At 40.3% G+C, this 19,997-nt stretch carries 12 protein-coding genes and 1 tRNA gene; 1 reads left to right on the top strand and 12 read right to left on the bottom strand.

What is annotated here, in order from left to right:
• Positions 1-104: 104 nt before the first annotated feature.
• Positions 105-1,859 carry a B12-binding domain-containing radical SAM protein gene (locus CSV73_RS14830; RefSeq protein ID WP_099627973.1) on the top strand — a complete coding sequence of 585 codons (1,755 nt, stop codon included), beginning with the start codon at positions 105-107 and terminating at the stop codon, positions 1,857-1,859.
• 49 nt (positions 1,860-1,908) lie between these two features.
• Here CSV73_RS14830 and CSV73_RS14825 read toward each other — a convergent pair whose 3' ends face one another.
• From CSV73_RS14825 to CSV73_RS14775, 12 genes are all read right to left on the bottom strand, one after another.
• A complete protein-coding gene (locus CSV73_RS14825; RefSeq protein ID WP_099627972.1) occupies positions 1,909-3,258 on the bottom strand; it encodes a TrkH family potassium uptake protein in 1,350 nt (449 codons plus the stop codon).
• 165 nt (positions 3,259-3,423) lie between these two features.
• Complete coding sequence (locus CSV73_RS14820) at positions 3,424-4,188, bottom strand: TerC family protein (protein WP_085133090.1); 765 nt, start codon at positions 4,186-4,188, stop codon at positions 3,424-3,426.
• A 434-nt stretch (positions 4,189-4,622) separates the two neighbouring features.
• A complete protein-coding gene (locus CSV73_RS14815) occupies positions 4,623-7,784 on the bottom strand; it encodes an efflux RND transporter permease subunit (protein WP_099627971.1) in 3,162 nt (1,053 codons plus the stop codon).
• 191 nt (positions 7,785-7,975) lie between these two features.
• Entirely contained in the window at positions 7,976-9,553 is a 1,578-nt protein-coding gene (locus tag CSV73_RS14810; RefSeq protein ID WP_085133088.1) for a peptide chain release factor 3, read from the bottom strand.
• Positions 9,554-9,667: 114 nt separating this feature from the next.
• Positions 9,668-11,158, bottom strand: a complete 1,491-nt coding sequence (locus CSV73_RS14805) for a UDP-N-acetylmuramoyl-L-alanyl-D-glutamate--2,6-diaminopimelate ligase (RefSeq protein WP_085133087.1) — start codon at positions 11,156-11,158, stop codon at positions 9,668-9,670.
• Between the two features lie 278 nt (positions 11,159-11,436).
• On the bottom strand, positions 11,437-12,825 hold the full coding sequence (locus CSV73_RS14800; protein ID WP_369802599.1) for an aldehyde dehydrogenase: 1,389 nt from the start codon (positions 12,823-12,825) through the stop codon (positions 11,437-11,439).
• Between the two features lie 360 nt (positions 12,826-13,185).
• Positions 13,186-15,288 (bottom strand): heavy metal translocating P-type ATPase, encoded by a 2,103-nt coding sequence (locus CSV73_RS14795; RefSeq protein WP_099627970.1) that lies wholly within the window; start codon positions 15,286-15,288, stop codon positions 13,186-13,188.
• A 188-nt stretch (positions 15,289-15,476) separates the two neighbouring features.
• Positions 15,477-16,370 carry an RluA family pseudouridine synthase gene (locus tag CSV73_RS14790; RefSeq protein ID WP_099627969.1) on the bottom strand — a complete coding sequence of 298 codons (894 nt, stop codon included), beginning with the start codon at positions 16,368-16,370 and terminating at the stop codon, positions 15,477-15,479.
• A 207-nt stretch (positions 16,371-16,577) separates the two neighbouring features.
• Positions 16,578-16,650, bottom strand: a tRNA-Val gene (locus CSV73_RS14785).
• 185 nt (positions 16,651-16,835) lie between these two features.
• On the bottom strand, positions 16,836-16,985 hold the full coding sequence (locus tag CSV73_RS16635) for a hypothetical protein (protein WP_198166024.1): 150 nt from the start codon (positions 16,983-16,985) through the stop codon (positions 16,836-16,838).
• A 384-nt stretch (positions 16,986-17,369) separates the two neighbouring features.
• Positions 17,370-19,352 carry a TRAP transporter permease gene (locus CSV73_RS14780; protein ID WP_099627979.1) on the bottom strand — a complete coding sequence of 661 codons (1,983 nt, stop codon included), beginning with the start codon at positions 19,350-19,352 and terminating at the stop codon, positions 17,370-17,372.
• A gap of 40 nt (positions 19,353-19,392) precedes the next feature.
• A complete protein-coding gene (locus CSV73_RS14775; protein ID WP_158232362.1) occupies positions 19,393-19,920 on the bottom strand; it encodes a DUF1850 domain-containing protein in 528 nt (175 codons plus the stop codon).
• Between the last annotated feature and the right edge of the window lie 77 nt (positions 19,921-19,997).

Genomic DNA, 19,997 nt, shown 5'->3' with positions numbered 1-19,997 from the left:
GATTGATTCTAATTATGCCATAATGACGTACTTGTTCACATAGGCTTATAGTCTATTTTGTTTTTTTCATCTACTTATATTATTTTCAGATTAGGAGTTTTGTCATGAACATCGTTTTATCTACCTTAAATGCTAAGTATATACATACCAATATCGCAATTCGCTACTTGAAAGCATATGCAGAACCTGAATTCCATTGTGAACTGGATGAATTTACCATTCATGATCCTACACTTTCTATCGTTTCAGAGCTATATCAACATTCTCCAGACGTCGTGGGTTTTAGTGTATATATTTGGAATATAGAAGAAACTATAAAAGTAATCCGTCTGCTGAAACTGACGAGTCCTAAAACCGTTATAGTTTGTGGCGGACCTGAAGTAACGTATGACTATGATCAATGGTTAAAAAGAGTACCGGAAATCGATATTATTGCGATAGGAGAAGGCGAAAAGACATTTAAGGATATTCTTCAAGCGGTCGATGGACAAACTGATCTTTCTTCGGTACAAGGCATTGCATATCGTGCAGAAGGAAAGTTAAAAATTACAGCTCCAGGTCCTAAATTGGATCTTCGTGAACTCCCCTCCCCTTTTCGTTTTACGGAGGATGTTCCACAACTATCAAATCGTGTAATGTACATCGAAACAAGTCGCGGCTGTCCATTCTCTTGTCAATTTTGCCTTTCTTCAATTGAAGTAGGTGTTCGATACTTCAATCGAGACGCTATAAAAGAAGACATTCGCTACTTAATGCAACACGGCGCCAAAACGATTAAATTCGTCGATCGTACATTCAATATTAGTAGAAGTTATGCCATGGAAATGTTCCAGTTCCTAATAGATGAACATCTACCCGGAACTGTCTTTCAATTTGAGATCACAGGCGATATCATGCGACCAGAAGTAATTCAGTTTTTAAATGATAATGCACCTAAAGGCCTATTCCGATTTGAAATTGGCGTCCAATCCACTAATGACTTAACAAATGAATTGGTTAAAAGAAGACAAAACTTCACTAAATTATCCCGAACAGTCACAATGGTAAAAGAAGGCGGAAAAATTGATCAGCATCTTGATTTGATTGCCGGACTCCCTGAAGAAGATTATGCATCTTTCCGTGATACGTTCAACGAAGTATTTGCTTTACGCCCCGAAGAATTACAGTTAGGCTTTTTGAAGCTATTACGTGGAACCGGTTTACGTATCCAAGCCGAGCAATATGGTTATCGTTACATCGACACCGCTCCTTATGAAATTGTATCAAATAATGTGCTGTCTTTTGATGATATGCTGAAGATTAAACAAACAGAAGACATTCTCGAGAAATATTGGAATTCAGGTCGATTCATACACTCTATGGAGTATATTGTCACAGAATTGGTCGATACGCCATTTGACTTTTTCCAATTATTCGGAGCTTATTGGGAGAAGCAAGGCTGGTCACGAATCGGCCATCAGTTCGAAGACTTATTCACCCGCTTGGAACGCTTCCTAGAAGAAATATTAAACATCGATACTTCCATTGCAGAAAGTCTATTGAAGATGGATTATTTACTTCATCAAAAGTTTTTACCAAGAAAGATATGGTGGAATTCCGAGGTGCCCGAAGAAGAGTTAAAAGAGGTCTATCAGTTACTCTTACGTTCTCCACATTTGCTCGGTGATACGTTTGAGTCAAGTAGTTATACTGAACGAACGATTCGAAAGCAAGTTTTCGTCACGAAGACCTCAGCTAAATTGAAAGAAGATCTCTCCATAATTAAAGATCCTGGTTATCTTATTGTCCAATACACGCCAGGTGAAAAAGCACAGCACTATCATCTGTCTGAACAGGTGATAGAAACCGTTTATCCATAATAAAACCGCAGCACGCGAAAATTCGCTTGCTGCGGTTTTATATTTTATATTACCCAATAATAACACGCTCTTGCGGATAATGATAAGGTGTTTTATTCGACTTGCCACCTATCGTGTAGATGAACGATATCAGTCCTACTCGACCGATGAACATGAGTGCCATGATGATCAATTTGCCGGTCACTGATAAATCACCTGTAATACCAAGCGACATACCACACGTTCCGAAGGCGGATGTAATTTCAAATAACAGCGGGATGACAGGTATCCCTGGCTCCGTAAGTAACAGCAACAATAAAGCCGCCAACACCATAAAACATGCTACGAGAATAACCGCGTACGATCGGAATACGTCAATCAGTTTGATTTGGCGTTTAAAAATGTGTATGACGTCATTCCCTCTTGCAAAGTTAATAAGAAATAATAGCGCAATAGCAAAGGTCGTCGTACGGATACCACCGCCTACTGAACTTGGTGAAGCCCCAATAAACATGAGCGCACTGACAAAAATATCTGTTGCTTCACTAAATTGCGTCACATCATAAGTCACGAGGCCTGCCGATCGTGCAGAAACTGAATGGAATAACGCTGTGAAAAACTGCTGGTGCCAGTTCATTCCTTTAAATGAATTAAATGATTCTAGTAACCAAATGGTTAATGTACCTACCAGTAACAGAATCCCGAATGTCGCAGTCGTAATCTTGGTGAAAAGTGAAAAGCGGAAATGTGGTACTTTTTTCGAAAAAAAGCTTTTTACTTCAATCAGTACTGGGAATCCAATCGCACCTAAAATAATTAATATCATGAGGATGAGCTGCACGAAATAATCATCATGATAAGGCACCATCGACGAACCGGTAATGTCAAAACCTGCATTTGTAGTTGCAGACACTGCCATGAACATGCCGTTCAATAGTGCTTCACTAAACGAATTATAAAAACGATAAATATATAACGTTAGAATACCACCACCAATAATCTCGATGGCAACGATAATTTGGATGATTTGACGAATTAATTGAACGACGCCTTGTAATGTGTACTGATTCGTATCAATCATAATCAGTTGTCGCTCTCTCATGCCGATTTTCTTTTTCACAAGTAGCCAGAAAAACGTTCCTAACGACATGATGCCGATACCACCGAGCTGAAGTACGAGCATGATCATGCAAAGGCCGAATACAGAGTAAGTTTCCCCTATACTAATAGGTGACAACCCCGTGACACTCACTGCGCTCACTGCGGTAAATAAACTGTCTATAAAGGCCACCTTCACACCTGGTTTATATACACCTGGCAAATTCAATAAGAGAAAAGAGGACGCAATGGCCAAAAAGTAATAGAAAGCGATAATCTGTGCTGGAGTAAACTTATGAAAAAATTCCCTGGAAAGCCTCATCTTTTTCAAATTCCTTTCATAACGGAAACTTCATTTTCCTACTTTATCAAATCCCTTGGTGAAAAGATAGCTATACACAGAACTTTACACTCTTTATACAATTCTAAACTAAAGTAGCAAAAAAAAGCAGTCTCTTCAATTCACATAGAAGAGACTGTTTTCGTATTATCTATTAGCTTTCACTTTAGATTTTGCCACGGCCAGTAGATATCCGCCGATTGCCAAGATTAACAATACAACCCAGAATGTCGTTTTCCACAATGTAGAGTGTGGGAATGCTTCTGGAATGATTAGGAGTTCAGGATGTGCAAGAGTTAACACAACTAGCTTTACACCTACCCACCCAACAATTAAGAATGCTGCTGTTTCCAATGTTGGATACTTTTCAAGCATTACTACAAATTGTTTCGCTGCAAAACGGATCATGATTAAACCAATCATACCACCTAGTAACATGACAGCGAACTGTCCACCATTGATACCACCGATATGGAAGTTACCTAACTCAGGTAACGTTACCGCAAGTGCAACAGCGGCAAGCATAGAGTCCAATGCGAATGCGATATCAGCAAGTTCCACTTTTAATACGGTCATCCAGAACCCAGATTGTTTTTTAGGCTTTTTATTCGGATGCCCTTCTGGTTTATGGGTAATTTTATCATATATACTTTTACCGGATATAAACAATAAGTACATGGCACCGATTGCTTGGATCTCCCAGAACTTCACTAAAAACGTAATCATAAAAAGTGCGGTGAATCTGAAGACGAATGCCCCTAATAAACCGTAAAATAGTGCTTTCTTTTGTTGGGGTTTCGGTAAGTGTTTGACCATTACAGCCATTACTACTGCGTTGTCTGTTGCTAATAGGCCCTCGAGTACGATTAGTACTAAGAGTACCCATGCATATTCTAATAAAATCGGATCCAACATAATGCCTCCTTGTTTTCTACAAAATAAAGAGACCCCCACCTAATAAAATAGGCAAAGGTCTCGCTAAGTCGGAATTTCACGTTCAAAATCCAGCTATCATAACCGATGACCATTGTGGCAGTCACGTATTGACGATTATGAAATAGGTTTCCCTATAGCTACTCCCCTTTGACATTGCGTCAAAAGTTATTAAGATATCAGATACTGTTAAAGTATTATAACATGATAACTTTGATTTGCAAATGATTAAAATGACGCCGCCGTACTATTAAATTAAATGTGCATAACTAGTATGAAGTAAAGTCAGTTGCATCGTTAAGCTACTCCCTATTTTACAGATCACTCATACTACTATACTTTCCTATCGCACCGTTTATTCTACACAATGTTAAAAGCCGGCAAATGAAAGTTCCATCTGCCGGCAATATGCATTACTTGGTCTCTCTTACAGTTACAGTTTCCGTTACTGTCACGGTTACAGTTTCTGTTACTTTGACAGGTTGATCTACCGTTACTGCTTGTTCTCTGTTAGGCGTATTCCTACCTCGACGCGTCTCCCGGTCCAACAAACTGTAAATGATCGGAACAATATACAACGTCAGGAACGTGGAACTAATCAATCCGCCAATTACTGCAATCCCCATTGGTTGATTCAACTCAGAACCTTCACCTAAGCCCAGCGCTAATGGTAGTAAGCCCAATATAGTGGTGAGGGCTGTCATAAGGATCGGACGCACACGATCACGTACAGACGACATGATAGCGTCGTACGAACTGAGTCCTGCTTCTTTACGCTGGTTGATATAATCAACCAACACAATTCCGTTGTTGACCACAATCCCCACCAATATGAGAAGACCTATGACTGCCGTTACACTGACTGGTGTATTCGTGAAGAATAACGCTAACGCTACACCGATTAGCATAAGGGGTACGGAGAACATGATAACGAATGGATATTTGAACGATTCAAACTGTGCAGCCATTACGATATATACTAATACCACTGCCAGTATAATTGCCAATAGCATATCGTCAATCGCATTTTCAAATAGTTCGCGATCTCCCCCGTATGAAAGTTCCACTTCACTTGGTAGGTCTAGATCCTCTACCATATCATTTACCTTTTTCGTCATATCTCCTAATGATTCACTGGATAGATATTTCACAGTAAATGCAATGGAGTGTGCCTGATCTACGCGTACAATCGTTGCAGGACCTTCTGCGATTTCCACATCCGCTACGTCTTTCAACTTAACAAATGTATCTAGCGGGGTTTTTAACTCCAATTCCTTTAACTTATCTACACTATTGCGGAAACGTTCATCATAGCTAACGTTAACTCCAACTACTTCGCCTGTTTTCTCGAAGACGATTTGTGAAGCAGAGACACCTCGCGTAACGTCACTAACCGTTTGCGCTATTTGATAAGGAGCTAATCCGACTTCTGAAGCTTTTTCACGATCTACTTCAATTTTTATTTCCTCTACCGTATCCACTAAATCATTTGTGACTTCAGTCACAGTATCCATCTCACGCAACTTCTCATCAATTTGTGACACTGCTTTACTTAAACGTTCTTCATTCGTATCGTTTAAGGAGAATGCTAACGTATTCGGACTCGAACCAGCAGCAGTCTGCAAGTTGAAACTAATTTCTGCGTCATCACCGATTTCGTCTTCTACGATCGGTTGTACTTTGTCTACGAATTCAAAGACAGAGCGGTCACGGTCATCTAATGGTATAAGTTTCACATACACTTCCGCCATATTACTCTCTGATCCACCCTGGGCCATACTTTGTTGGGTTCCGCCCACTAGACTGACATACACTTCGACGTCGTCTTGTTTCTTCATCTCTTCTTCAATTCGTTCTACTACATCGTTTGTCGCATCCAATGAAGCACCGTTTGGTAACTTAACATTGATGCTGAAAGATCCTTCATCCGTAGCAGGTAGGAATTCCGTTCCTACTTTTAGAATTCCGAATACACTTCCTACAAGTAAAGCAGTTGTGATTAGTAACACAAGTAGACGATGGCTCAAAGCCCACTTGACAGAGTTTTCGAATCTCTGATTTTTCTTTACACGATTCTTTTTCTCAAGCATTTCTTCAGTAGGCGTCTTCAATAAACGACTCGCAAGCATTGGTACGACAGTCAATGCAACGACTAGTGATGCAAATAAACTGAATGAAATCGTTAACGCGAACTCGGTGAAGATTTGACCAATGATTCCCGTAATAAAGATAATCGGTACAAATACAGCGAGAGTAGTTAACGTAGAAGCGGTTATAGCTCCGCCCACTTCCTTGGACCCATCTTTTGCTGCTTCCGTTGGAGTTTTCCCCATTGCTAAATGTCGCTCAATATTCTCTATTACGACAATGGCATTATCAACTAACATACCAATTCCTAATGCAAGAGCACCAAGTGTCATGATATTTAACGAGAAGTCTGAGAAATACATAAGGACAAACGTAACAATTACTGAATAAGGAATCGCTACCCCAATGATAATCGGACTTTTAATTCCACGTAAGAAGACAAATAATACGAGCATTGCGAACAAGCCACCGAGAATTAGTGACTGACCAATATTGCCGATTGCAAGCTGTACATAGTCCCCTTGGTCAAAAATAACATCAGATTCAATATCTTTGTATGCGTCTTTCTCCAATAACGTATCCAATGATTTTTTAAACTCTTTAGATACAGTGGCAGTATTCGCTCCTGATTCTTGAAGTACAGACAATAATACGGCCTGCTCATCATTAGCCCGTGTTTCCGTTTGTACTTTCGGCTCCAACAATGCTACATCCGCCACGTCAGAGACGTTGATCATGTCACCTGTCTTGGGATTAGCACCTATTTGGATACTTCGTACATCCGAGATGTTTTGAACTGTACTTAAGATTCTCGTAGTCAACTTTCTTCCATCACTCGTGTCAATCGGATCACCCGGCATAGATACATTACTAGCTTGTATTGCCTGCACGACATCTGATTGCGCTAAACCAAATTCTTTTAATTTATCGGGATCTAAAATAACTTGAACGTCTTCAATGATCTTACCTGACACGTTCACACTGGCTACACCTTCAATACGGCGTAATTCTTTCTCCAGCTCTTCTGCAATCTTCCGGATATTCGTATCTTTATCGACGGAACGTAAAGATAATTGAATGACTGGGAATTGAGATGGATCAAACTTCATGAAACGCGGTTTATTAGCACCATCGGGCACTTCTACTTGATCAATCCGTTGGAGGATATCCATTTGAACATCATCAATCGAAGAATCCCAATCAAATTGCAGGAATACTAAGTTGGCTCCTTCTTGGGAAGAAGTCTGCATGGACTTTAATCCAGGTGCTGTTGATAAACTTTCTTCCAACGGCTTGGTGATTTTCTCGCTCACTTCCGTTGGTGAAGCGCCCGGATAATTCGTAACAACTACCGCTACAGGCGGATTTAGGTCAGGAATTAGTGTAACGGGAATTTTAAAGAAAGATACTGCACCTAAAATAATGACGAGAAACATAGTGACTAACGTAAAAACGGGTCGTTTGACTGAAAAACTACTAATCTTCATTGATCTATTCCTCTCTTTACTCAGCGCTCTAGCTGGAGAAACTTGTTCATCTTTCCACCATAACACCTGAATAGCTTACTTTCACCGTAATATGCTCGAATATTAATGAATAAACACAAAAATTATTCACAATTTTAACAAATAACCCGGAAGGATTACAATGAATCCGACCGGGTTATTTGTTTTATAATTTATAATTGGTTATACAGCTTGATATCTGGGAATTTATCTTGGAACCAGCGCATCGCAAAATCGTTTTCGAACAAGAAAACTTTGTGATCATGTCGATCTTTTACGAGTAATGCCCGTTGTCCTGCCATTGACTCTTTTACATCTTCTTCGTTTTCAATCCAGCGTGCTACTTTGGATCCCATTGTCTCCATCTGAACTTCTACATGGTATTCCGCTTTCATACGATGTTCAAAAACTTCGAATTGAAGTTGCCCTACTGCACCGAGAATGACTTCTTCTGTATGCAATGTTTTGTAATATTGAATGGCTCCTTCTTGTACAAGCTGTAAAATCCCTTTGTGGAACTGTTTGGATTTCATCACGTTTTTAGCATTTACTCTAACGAATAGCTCGGGAGTAAATTGAGGAAGTGCTTCAAATTGGAAATTCGCTTTACCACTGATGACCGTATCACCAATTTGATAGTTACCCGTGTCATATAACCCAATGATATCGCCTGCTACTGCCTGATTGACAGTCTCTCGATCATCTGCAAGGAATTGAGTCGTTTGTGTTAACTTGAAGTTTTTGGAAAGACGTGGAACCGTTACCGTCATGCCACGCTCAAACTCGCCTGATACGATCCGAACAAACGCAATCCGATCACGATGCGCTGGATTCATGTTCGCTTGTATTTTGAAGATGAAGCCTGAAAAAACTTCAGACTCAGGATCTACGTATTCAGCATCTTTCGTTAACCTAGGTTGAGGTTCAGGTGCGAACTGTAAAAATGTTTCAAGAAATGTCTGAACCCCAAAGTTAGTCAACGCACTACCGAAGAAGACAGGTGTTAAATCGCCTTTAGCGATACGTTCTTCATCGAAGTCGTTTCCAGCTTCATTTAATAGCATGACATCTTCTAGTGCCTGCTTATAATAAGAAGTCTCTTTCATCGAGTGTTCTACTGCAAGCTCGCCTTCTTCGTCGATTGGGAGGAAACGTTCTTCATCTGCATTTGGACGCGCCAGCTCTATACGTTCATTAAAGCGATCGTAAATACCTAGGAACTCTTTTCCCATACCAATCGGCCAATTCATTGCGTAAGATTGGATTTCTAAAACTTCTTCTAATTCTTCCATTAGCTCCAATGGCTCTTTACCTTGTCTATCCATTTTATTGATAAATGTGAAGATGGGAATTCCACGCATTTTACATACTTTGAACAATTTGATTGTCTGGGGCTCGATTCCTTTCGCCGAATCGACCATCATGACAGCAGCATCCACTGCCATTAATGTTCTATACGTATCTTCACTGAAGTCTTCGTGTCCTGGTGTATCCAAAATATTGACACGTTTGCCTGCATAGTCAAATTGTAAAACGGAAGAAGTTACAGATATTCCACGTTGTTTTTCAATTTCCATCCAGTCAGACGTAGCGAACTTTCCTGATTTCTTTCCTTTAACTGTTCCTGCATCGCGAATCGCTCCGCCAAAATATAGTAACTTTTCAGTAATGGTCGTTTTACCGGCATCGGGGTGAGAAATAATCGCAAATGTTCGTCGCGAAGTAATTTCATCATGTTTATTCTTTTGCATCAATCGTACTCTCCTTTTGCTTACGTTTTCTATCATAGAGAGAATAGGGATGCATTTCAATGGTTTTCATTGAATTGACTAAAAAACTATAAACTCTCAAATCCAAACTGTACTTCATTTATTGATGGGTGTATCGCCGAACTTTTTAGCTGCTTCAAGAAGTGCAATAGTTGCATCCGAATGCGCATATTTCGTGTTGCCGATAATTTGAAAATCTTCATGACCTTTTCCCGCAAATATAATGATGTCTCCCGCATTCGCTTGCATAATAGTATGACGTACTGCTTCTTCTCTATCTCCTATACATGCGTACTGATTATGCGGCATAGTAGCACTGAGTTCCGATAGGATGGACTCATATGGCTCATCACGTGGATCATCTGTCGTAAAGACGACATAATCTGCCGCTGCCGCTTTTTCTCCCATGATCGGACGCTTAAGACGATCCCGATTGCCTCCCGTTCCTATTAAGAATAGAAGACGGTTACCATCCTTTTTTAATGGTTGTACTGTAGCAATCGCTTTTTCAATTGCATCGGGCGAATGTGCATAATCAATGAAAATGGTCAGTGGTAGAGAGGTTTCTACTTTTTCCAGACGGCCTTTCACTGTCGATACATTCGCTAGTAATGGCAAAATATCTGCTGTCGGCATTCCTTTAGCATATAACGCTGCAATGGCGGCCAAGGAATTATAGACGTTAAACTCTCCTATCAACGGCATTTTAACGAGGAACGTTCCATCCGGTGCTTGCAATTCGAATTTCGTAAAGTTCGACTGCATTTCAATCGCTGTTGCTTGGAATGAAGACTTCACGTGAATACCGTATGTGTAAATTGGGAAAGAAGTCATTTCGATCATTTTACTGCTCCACGGATCATCCGCATTGATGATGGCAAATTTTTGTTGATCAAGTTGCTGACCCAGTTGAGCAAACAGTAAACCTTTCGCTGCACTGTAATTCTCCATCGTTTTATGATAATCCAAATGATCATGTGTTAAGTTAGTGAAAATCGCGATATCAAATTCCGTTCCTGCCAGTCGTCCTTCAACTAATCCGTGTGAAGAAACTTCCATGATCATCGATTCGCAACCTTCATTGGCCGCTTGCGCAATCATTTGCTGTGTAGTCAAAACATCAGTCGTTGTATTTTCCGTTTCATAGAGGATGTCGTTTAATTTAAAACCAATCGTACCTGAAACGGCTGTTTTTTCATCATTCTGTCGTAGCATATCATGAATGATATTGCCGACACTCGTTTTTCCATTAGTTCCAGTAACCCCGATCATTGTCATTCTCTTCGAAGGATACTGATAGTACTTAGATGCCAATAACTCAATCGCTTTTGATGTGTTTTCTACATACACAACCGCTGTACGGTCTTCATCTATCATAATAGGCTCTGATGCGATAATAACTCGTGCGCCACTCATCAATGCACTTTTGACGAATTGATGACCGTTCACTGTATAGCCTTTCAAACAAACAAATACTCCTCCATCTTGAACTGCTCTTGAGTCCACTGCCACGTCTGTCACATTTTCCGGCAATGTTCCTTTTATTGTTTTTACAGGGAGTACGGATAATAATTCTTTCGTGTTCATATGGGTTCCTCCAATATGTTGGTGAATAACTCTTGTAATTATAACAAATAAGCGAATCGTAATTCAAAAAGGCTTTTTATTTTGGAAAATAAAGTGTTATATACTTTATCTATTATTCCTATCATACCCGTCTTTTCTTATCACATCCAGCCTGGACTATAGAATGAAATTTCTATTAAATGCCGCTAAATTGCTTAAAAATTATTGTTCACCACAAAGGCACTTTGCTGGTCAACAGCCAGCAAAGCGCGTGGTCAAAAGTTTGGATTTCCCTACCGTTAGCGAATGAACCGTTTTACTAATGATAATTTTCCTTTGTATGGAGGAAATGCTATAGGCACCGATACCGCAGTACTCTTTTTCATCATCGATTTCGAATGGGAGAATGTTTCAAAGCTTGCTTTTCCATGGTATTGATTTATTCCAGAAGGTCCTACTCCACCAAATGGTAAATGAATATTGGCAACATGTGAGATGGTGTCATTGATGCAACCACCGCCAAATGGTAAAACTTCGATGAAATGATTAGCTGCTTCATCGTTCTCTGTGAATAGGTATGCTGCTAGTGGTTTTGGCAACATGCTAATTTGTTGAATTGCAACACCTAAATTATCATACGGAAGGACTGGCAAGATCGGGCCAAATAACTCCTCTTGCATACTTGCGCTATTCCAATCCGAAAGCGCTAAAATCGTCGGCTCGATGTATTTATCCGCAGCGTCTGTCTTTCCGCCTTCTACGATATATGCTTGATCTTGATCTAATATTTTCGCTAATCGATCGAAATGACGATCCGCAATGATGCGACCGTAGTCAGCACTCTTCTGTGCGTCTTTCCCGTAATAGCGTTGGATCGCACTCTTCATTTCATTTAATAATTCATCGTAAATCGAAACGTCAGCTAGCACATAGTCGGGTGCTACACACGTTTGACCTGCATTCATATACTTACCCCAAACGATTTTCTCCGCTGCTTTTTTGATATCCGCAGTATGGTCAACAACGGCTGGACTTTTCCCGCCTAACTCTAGTGTCAATGGAGTCAATCTCTCCGCACAAGCTTTCATGACAATTTTCCCTACTTTTGCACTTCCGGTAAAGAATACATAATCAAATGGTGCGCCAAGTAACAGTTGCGTTTCTTCTTTGTGACCATGCACAACGGATACATACTCCACCGGAAATACACTTGCAATGATTTTGTCTACGACAGCAGCTGTATGCAATGCATCTTCCGAAGGTTTTAACACTGTACAGTTCCCTGCTGCGATCGAACCTATTAACGGATCAATCAATAGTTGGAACGGATAGTTGAATGGTCCGATAATCAATACGGTGCCATATGGTTCTTTTACGATAAAGCTCGTCGCTGGTTGTAAATGGAGTGGTGTCTTCACCTTTTCAGGCTCTGCCCATTCTTCCAAGTGATGCATCATATGAGTAATACTAGATAACACGAAGCCTATTTCTGACACATACGCTTCGAGCGGAGGTTTGTGTAGGTCTTTATGCAATGCATCCGAGATTTCTTTTTCGTGCTTTTGAATCGCTTTATACAGTTTTTCCAACATCATTTTTCGGAATGAAATACTACGCGTCACTCCTGATACATAATATTGTTTCTGTTTGTTCATAATCATTTCAAGTTCTAGACCGGTCATTGCCAAATTATCCACACTCCTCATAATTATTCTTATTATCAGTCTACCATTTTATTCAATAGAAAAAACTTCAGACGATTGATTCGACTGAAGTTTCTATATAAGTTTAACTTAAGAAGTAATCATCTCATGGGAACCGTTGATTTCCGTTCCAGGCGGACGCGTTCCGCGGGCACGGCCTCAATCTCCTCGTCCGCTACGTGCAAAGACGTGCTCCTAACGCTTCGCTTTTACTCGCAAAAACCGTTCTTCGTTACGGCTTTCGCTACCTGCGGGGCTTTCAGCTCGTGCTGTTCCCGCTGGAGTCGCCGCCTTCCTCTCCAATCAACTTAGTGTATTCTAAAATCTTTAATTCAATTTATATACTTATATTTTATTTTTCATAAGTCGCAATGAATTTAATACTACAATGACAGTTGCACCCATATCCGACATGACTGCCATCCATAATGTCAACCAGCCTGGAATAATAAGAAGCAGTGCAATCACTTTTAAACCAAGTGCGATCGAAATATTTTGGAGAATGATTTGTTTAGTGCGTGAGCTTAATTTAATTGTATATGGAAGTTTCTCCAAGTCGTCTGCCATCAAGGCGATATCCGCCGTTTCAAGTGCAGTATCTGTTCCCGCACCACCCATCGCAATACCGATATTTGCGGTAGCTAATGCCGGCGCGTCGTTCACTCCGTCACCCACCATCGCCACTTTACCGTATTGACTCAACGATTTAATCATTTCGACTTTTTGATCAGGTAATAATTCTGCTTTGACTTCTGTTAAGCCGAGTTGCGCTCCAATTGCTAAAGCGGTCGATTGGTTATCCCCTGTTAGCATCACTGTTTTCTTGCCCATCTCATGAAGCTTCTGGATTACATTCAAGCTACTTTTACGAACTTGGTCAGCAACCGCTATAATTCCTTCTAGACCTGTTTCTGACCAGACGAGCATAACTGTTTTGCCTTGTTTCTGTAATGTAAGAATCTGCTGTTCAATGGATTCTTCCACTGTGTTCATTTCCCTGAATAATTTAGGGCTGCCAACATGCACCAAATGCTCTCCAATCATAGCTTTTGCACCTTTGCCTGTAATAGATTGGAATTGATGTACCGGTAGTAATCCAAGCGGTAATTTCTTCGCTGCTCGCATAATCGATGAAGCTAATGGGTGTTGGGAGAACTTCTCGATAGAAGCTGCTCTTTGCACGATTTGATCTTCAGTCAATGAAGAAACTGTCACGACATCTGTTACTTCGGGACGCCCTTCAGTCAACGTACCTGTTTTATCGAAGGCCACGACTTTGATTTGTCCTGTCTCTTCTAAATGAATGCCGCCTTTGATCAACACACCGTTACGTGCAGCGTTTCCAATGGCTGTAACGATCGCAATAGGTGTTGAAATGACTAGAGCGCAAGGACAACCAACTACTAATACGACAAGACCTTTATAGAACCATTCACCCCATACTCCACCCATTAAAAGTGGTGGTATGATCATAATCAGTAAAGAAATAACTAAAATAGCTGGTGTATAGAATCTCGCAAAGCGATCGACAAATTGTTGTGTCGGTGCTTTTTCCGCCTGTGCTTCTTCGACCAAGTGAATGATTTTGGCAATGGTAGTATCTTCAGCAAGCTTCGTCACACGGACGTGCATTGCGCCTTCTTCATTCAAAGTCCCTGCAAACACTTCGTCTCCAAGCACTTTATGGACAGGCACAGACTCACCAGTGATGGCGGCTTGGTTAACCGATGAATCACCTTGAATCACTTCGCCATCCATCGCAATCTTTTGTCCCGGTTTAATCAAAATCACATCATCAATACGTAAATCTCCCACATCTACTTCAAATTCATTATTCCCGCGAAGTACAGTGGCCGTCGTAGGGGCAATTTCAATGAGTGAGGTAATGGAATTTCTGGCTTTATCAATCGAGTAACTTTCCAATGCTTCACTGACGGAGAAGAGGAAGACCACGACCGCCCCTTCCGCCCAGTCACCAATGAGTGCAGCCCCAATGACTGCGATGGTCATCAATGTAGACATATCAAATTCAAGTTTGAAAAGATTCGTTAATCCTTCCTTCATCAAACTGAATCCACCGATTATAATGGCAGAGAGAAACAGAGCGATCGATAGCCAATTATTATCACCATTCGCGGTAGATACCGCATACCCTGCTAGCAATAAAACTAACGAAGCCATAGTCGTTTGATTTTCACGTTTTTTCCAAAAAGGAGTATGCTGTTTAATAATCCGCTGTTTTTCAGGGAACACTTTAATACCGTCAAATGCACCCGCTTCTTCTAATTGTACAATAGAAGCATTTCCCGCCACCGTTAATTTGGAAGCGCCAAAGTTTAACTGTACATCTTCCACAGTATCAATTTGTCGGACATTTTTCTCGAATTTCGCAGCACAACTTGTGCATGATAAATTTTGCAGGCGATAGACATTTTTCTCTGAAGCCATGTGATCAGTCCCCTCGAAAAATCGTTCATTTTAACAAATTAATCATTCAATCGTTCGTTTGATTGTTTAATTTAGTATATGCAATTCTAGATATTTTGTCAATTTCTTCATTCAAATGATTATTTGAATGAATGACGTGAAAAAGCAGTTCCTTAGATAATCCAAGGAACTGCAAAATGAACGGTTTATTATTTTGAGCGCGTAATGAAGATCTGAGGTATTTCTGCTTCAAATCGGACTAATTCTCCTGTACGTGGATGTAGAAAAGACAGAGCTGTGGCATGAAGTCCCACTCTGCGCAAAGGGTTACCTGTAGCACCATACTTTTTGTCACCTATCACTGGATGACCCAATTCTTCCATATGCACACGGATTTGGTTTTTCCGACCCGTTTCTAGAAGTACTTCTAGCAATGAGCAATCTTTATTCGCTTGTACTCTTCTATAATGTGTAATGGCATGCTGGCCGCCATTATCAGTTGGGTTTGAATATACTCTAAACGCACTATTTTCGGTTAACCAAGACGAAATAGTCCCTGATTCTGTTCGTACTTTTCCTTCGACAAGCGCAGTATACAAACGTTCCTTTACCGATTCATTCCATGTACTTTGCAAAGCTTTCTGGGTTTCTTCATTTTTGGCAAACATCATCACACCTGATGTATCTCGATCCAGACGGTGCACAACAAAAATTCGGTTTTCAGGATGGCTCCTCTTCACGTACTTTGTGATTTCTCTATAGGCTGTCTGATCTTTTTCTTTTTCAGAAGCTACAGAAAGAATACCCGCTTCTTTATTGATCACGATGATATCGTCATCTTCATGGAGAATAGATACACCGACTAACTTCGAGACATTTATAGCTGTTTTATTACTTTGTATTTCCACCTTTTGTCCAGGCGCTAACGGCTGATTATGTTTGGTTGTCATTTGACCATCCACCATAACTTGACCACGCGTAAGAATGGATTTTACCGAATTTCTACTGCTTTTTGACATTACCTTCAATAAGTATGGCAATAACTCTATCGGTTGTTCCACTGTATATTCTTTTACATTAGATGTTACTTGTTTTCTTTTCATTATATGTTAGCCTCCTGCTTATTTAAATAGGTACTCGCATGATAAGTATACACCGCTTGACGGGTGGTGCGCTCGAATATCATTTGACAGTAATTGCGAAAAATAAATCTAGACATAAAAAAAACAGCCCCTAGACATTCGGTCTAATAGGACTGCTTATTGTTATAAACCGTGTTCCTACGGTAAATAACTTAGGTTTGGCACCTATGACTCCGACTGGGCTCGAACCAGCGACCTCCACCCTGTCAAGGTGGCGCTCTCCCAGCTGAGCTACGGAATCGATCTTACTAGGATGTGCGTTTTGAAGTGAGCCAGTTAGGCTCTCAAGCACAAATACTATAATAGCATTTTCTTTCCTAGTTGTAAACAACGAAATTAAAAATCGATAATTTTTCTATGCTATCAGAAAAATTACCGATTTTTATGGAAGTTCATTACATTATTCAGAGACGCTTCTCCTTTCACTTACTGCATGGGGTTTAATTGTTCTTCAACTGATTCATTCTCAAAATATAAAAACTCTTCATGATCCAGCTCACTCATACGTTCTTTGTTAAAACCATGTGCCAAATGCCCTTCAAATACGTTTTCCCACCATGTCTCTTGTGTATTCATAGTATGTTCTCTCCTTTTTGATTTGATTGGTTTCTGTACCGATCTATATATTTTATTCGTTATGACTTATTCGCTTATATGTAGTATATACAGAACCCGCGTTGGTAAAACTGCGTAATTAGTCCAAAATAATTCGATTCACTTTTAGTCCTTCGGCTTCTTGACTTTTATTTTGTCATGTGTTCCGAAATTTATTTTCCTTAGGAAACCCTTGTACATCCTAGACTCGTCCTCTAGTAAAAAATCTATTTACTCTAGTTCTTTTCACTCAACTAGAATAGTAAATAACAAAAAACATATATATTCTCTGAAAATTCTTTTTTCATTAGTAAAATAAAAGACTTGCAAGCTCAGTTTCAAGCCGACAAGTCTTTTAAAAGCTATTTAATTTGAAGCGAATGTAGGCGTATTATTTTTCTTATTCCCCATCCACTGGGACACCAGTAAGATAGTGAATAATACTAAACCGATAATATCTGTAATAGTTTCTGGGTAGATTAACAACATACCTGTACATATCGTGATAATTCGTAGAAGCCAGTTCAGTTTACTATACCAGAAGCCAATTATGCCTGCCCCGATTGCAACCATACCGATAATGGCGGTCACAGTCACCCATACAATCTCCGTAATACTCGAGTCGAGCATCAGCATAGCCGGATTAAAGACGAACATATATGGAATGATGAAGGCAGCAATCGCTAGTTTTGCAGACGTGACACCCGTTTTGATCGGATCTCCGCCAGAAATACCCGAAGCTGCAAAGGCAGCTAATGCAACAGGCGGTGTGATATCCGCAATGATACCAAAGTAAAATACGAATAAGTGGGCAGATACCGCCACTACAATCGGCACAGCGGCACCTGTAGGCTCATCCATCATCAATAGCGTAATGATGGCAGGTGCTGCGATTGTAGATGTAATAACATAGTTTGCTGTCGTTGGAGAACCCATCCCCAAAATAATCGCTGCAAACATCGTGAAAATCAATGTGAGCAAGATGTTACCGCCAGCTGCTGAGATCAGGCCCGTTGCCAAGCTGAGCCCGAGACCCGTCTTGACGACAACACCGACAATAATACCTGCACAAGCAGTCGCTGCTGCTACAGCTAATGCTGTACGAGCACCGTCTACTAATGCATCAATCATATCTTTAAATCCAATTCTTGTTTCTTTACTGATTGCACTCACTGCAATGGTTAGCACGATACCGAGTAATGCCGCTTTCATCGTTGGAATACCCACCAAGAGGAAAACGATAATACCTATAATCGGTAGTAATAAATAAATCTTTTTCAGCGTTTCTTTTCGATTAGGAATTTGCGACGCATCCATTCCTTGCAAACCAACACGCTTTGCTTCGAAATGAGTCATGATCCAAATTCCAGTGAAGTACAGCAATGCAGGGATAGCTGCCGCTTTGGCAATTTCCCAATAGGTAACGCCGCCGATGAATTCAACCATCAGGAATGCAGCGGCCCCCATAATCGGTGGCATAATCTGACCACCTGTAGACGCGGCTGCCTCTACTCCGCCTGCGAATTCTTTTCGATAACCTAACTTCTTCATCATCGGAATCGTGTATGAACCGGATCCAACAACATTTGCTACGGAACTACCTGAAATTGTACCTTGCAAAGCACTTGAGAAAATGGCGACTTTTGCTGGTCCACCAGTCAAACGTCCCGCCAATACTACTGCCAAGTCATTGAAGTAATTACCAACGCCAGTCTTCACTAAGAACGCTCCAAACAACAAGAAGACGAATATGAAGGTCGCGGATACACTAATTGGCGTACCGAGGATCCCGTCCGTTGTAAAGAACATTAGTTGAACGAGATTTTCTACACTTTGCCCTCTATGTGCAAGGAACCCTGGGAAATACGGTCCAAAGAACGCATACACCAAAAACACTACTGAAATGATCGTGATCGGCATTCCTACCGCACGTCTCGCTGCCTCTAGTGTCAGTAAAACCGCTAAAATACCGATAACTAAATCGAGATCGGATACGCGTCCCACACGAAATACTAGCTCGTCGATAAATAGCGGCCAGTATAAACCAACTGCTACCGCCAATAAAGATAGAATAATATCATAAAACGGTACTTTGTCACGACGCACACCAATTTTCTTTCTAGCAGGGAACAACAGGAAAATAAGGGATAAAGCAAATCCTAAGTGAATAGATCGCTGAATTTGAGCTGTAAATGGTTTACCAATGGCCGTATATAACTGGAAAATTGAAAAAGCCAATAAACCGAAAAATACAATCTTGCCAATAAGGCCTTTTAGATCTCTTGTATTAGATTCTGGGTCGTACTTTTGAAGAATTTCGAGTTGCTCTTGTTCAGAAAGCGTACCCATTTCTTCATTGGAGATGGCGGGAATATCTTTTTCCCGATGTTTATTGTTTTCCATTTAATCTGACTCCTTTAAACATCTTATAATTTGACACCTTTGCCACATGAAATTCATAAGAATGCCCCTTTTGAAGAAATTCTTTTAGATGATAATCTTGTTGCTCATATCGCAAAAACAGATCTGTATTCACCCTACCTACATAGAGAATAAACGAATCGATCACGCGGTTTTCGAATGTAAGCGTATAAACACCATCTTCTACTTGCAGTGCTTCACCTTCTTCTGCATAACCTGGCAGTCCGATGGCTACGTCTTCATACTGCATAAATTCGAAACGGAGCTTTCCATTGTCAGTAATGCGATATTGCTCCTTCACATTGGACAAATGGATCGAGTGAATATAGTGTATTTGAAAATTTCGATTCTCGTGTAATGGAAGATAATAAGCTTTTGGCTGTTCGCTCCGAACCTCTTCAAGTATGATCATTTGTTTATATGGATAAAACCATACGATCACCATTACAATTCCTATTAGAAATGTCAGCAGAAGAACGATTTTTCGTAATTTCATCCGCTTAATCCTTTCTGTTCCCTTACTTGCAATCAGCATAGTAATTTATGTATTCAGCCAATTGTTTTTAAAAAATT

Source organism: Sporosarcina sp. P1, assembly GCF_002743155.1.
In the GTDB taxonomy this organism is placed as follows: domain Bacteria; phylum Bacillota; class Bacilli; order Bacillales_A; family Planococcaceae; genus Sporosarcina; species Sporosarcina ureae_B.
This window is presented reverse-complemented; position numbering and strand designations above follow the sequence as displayed.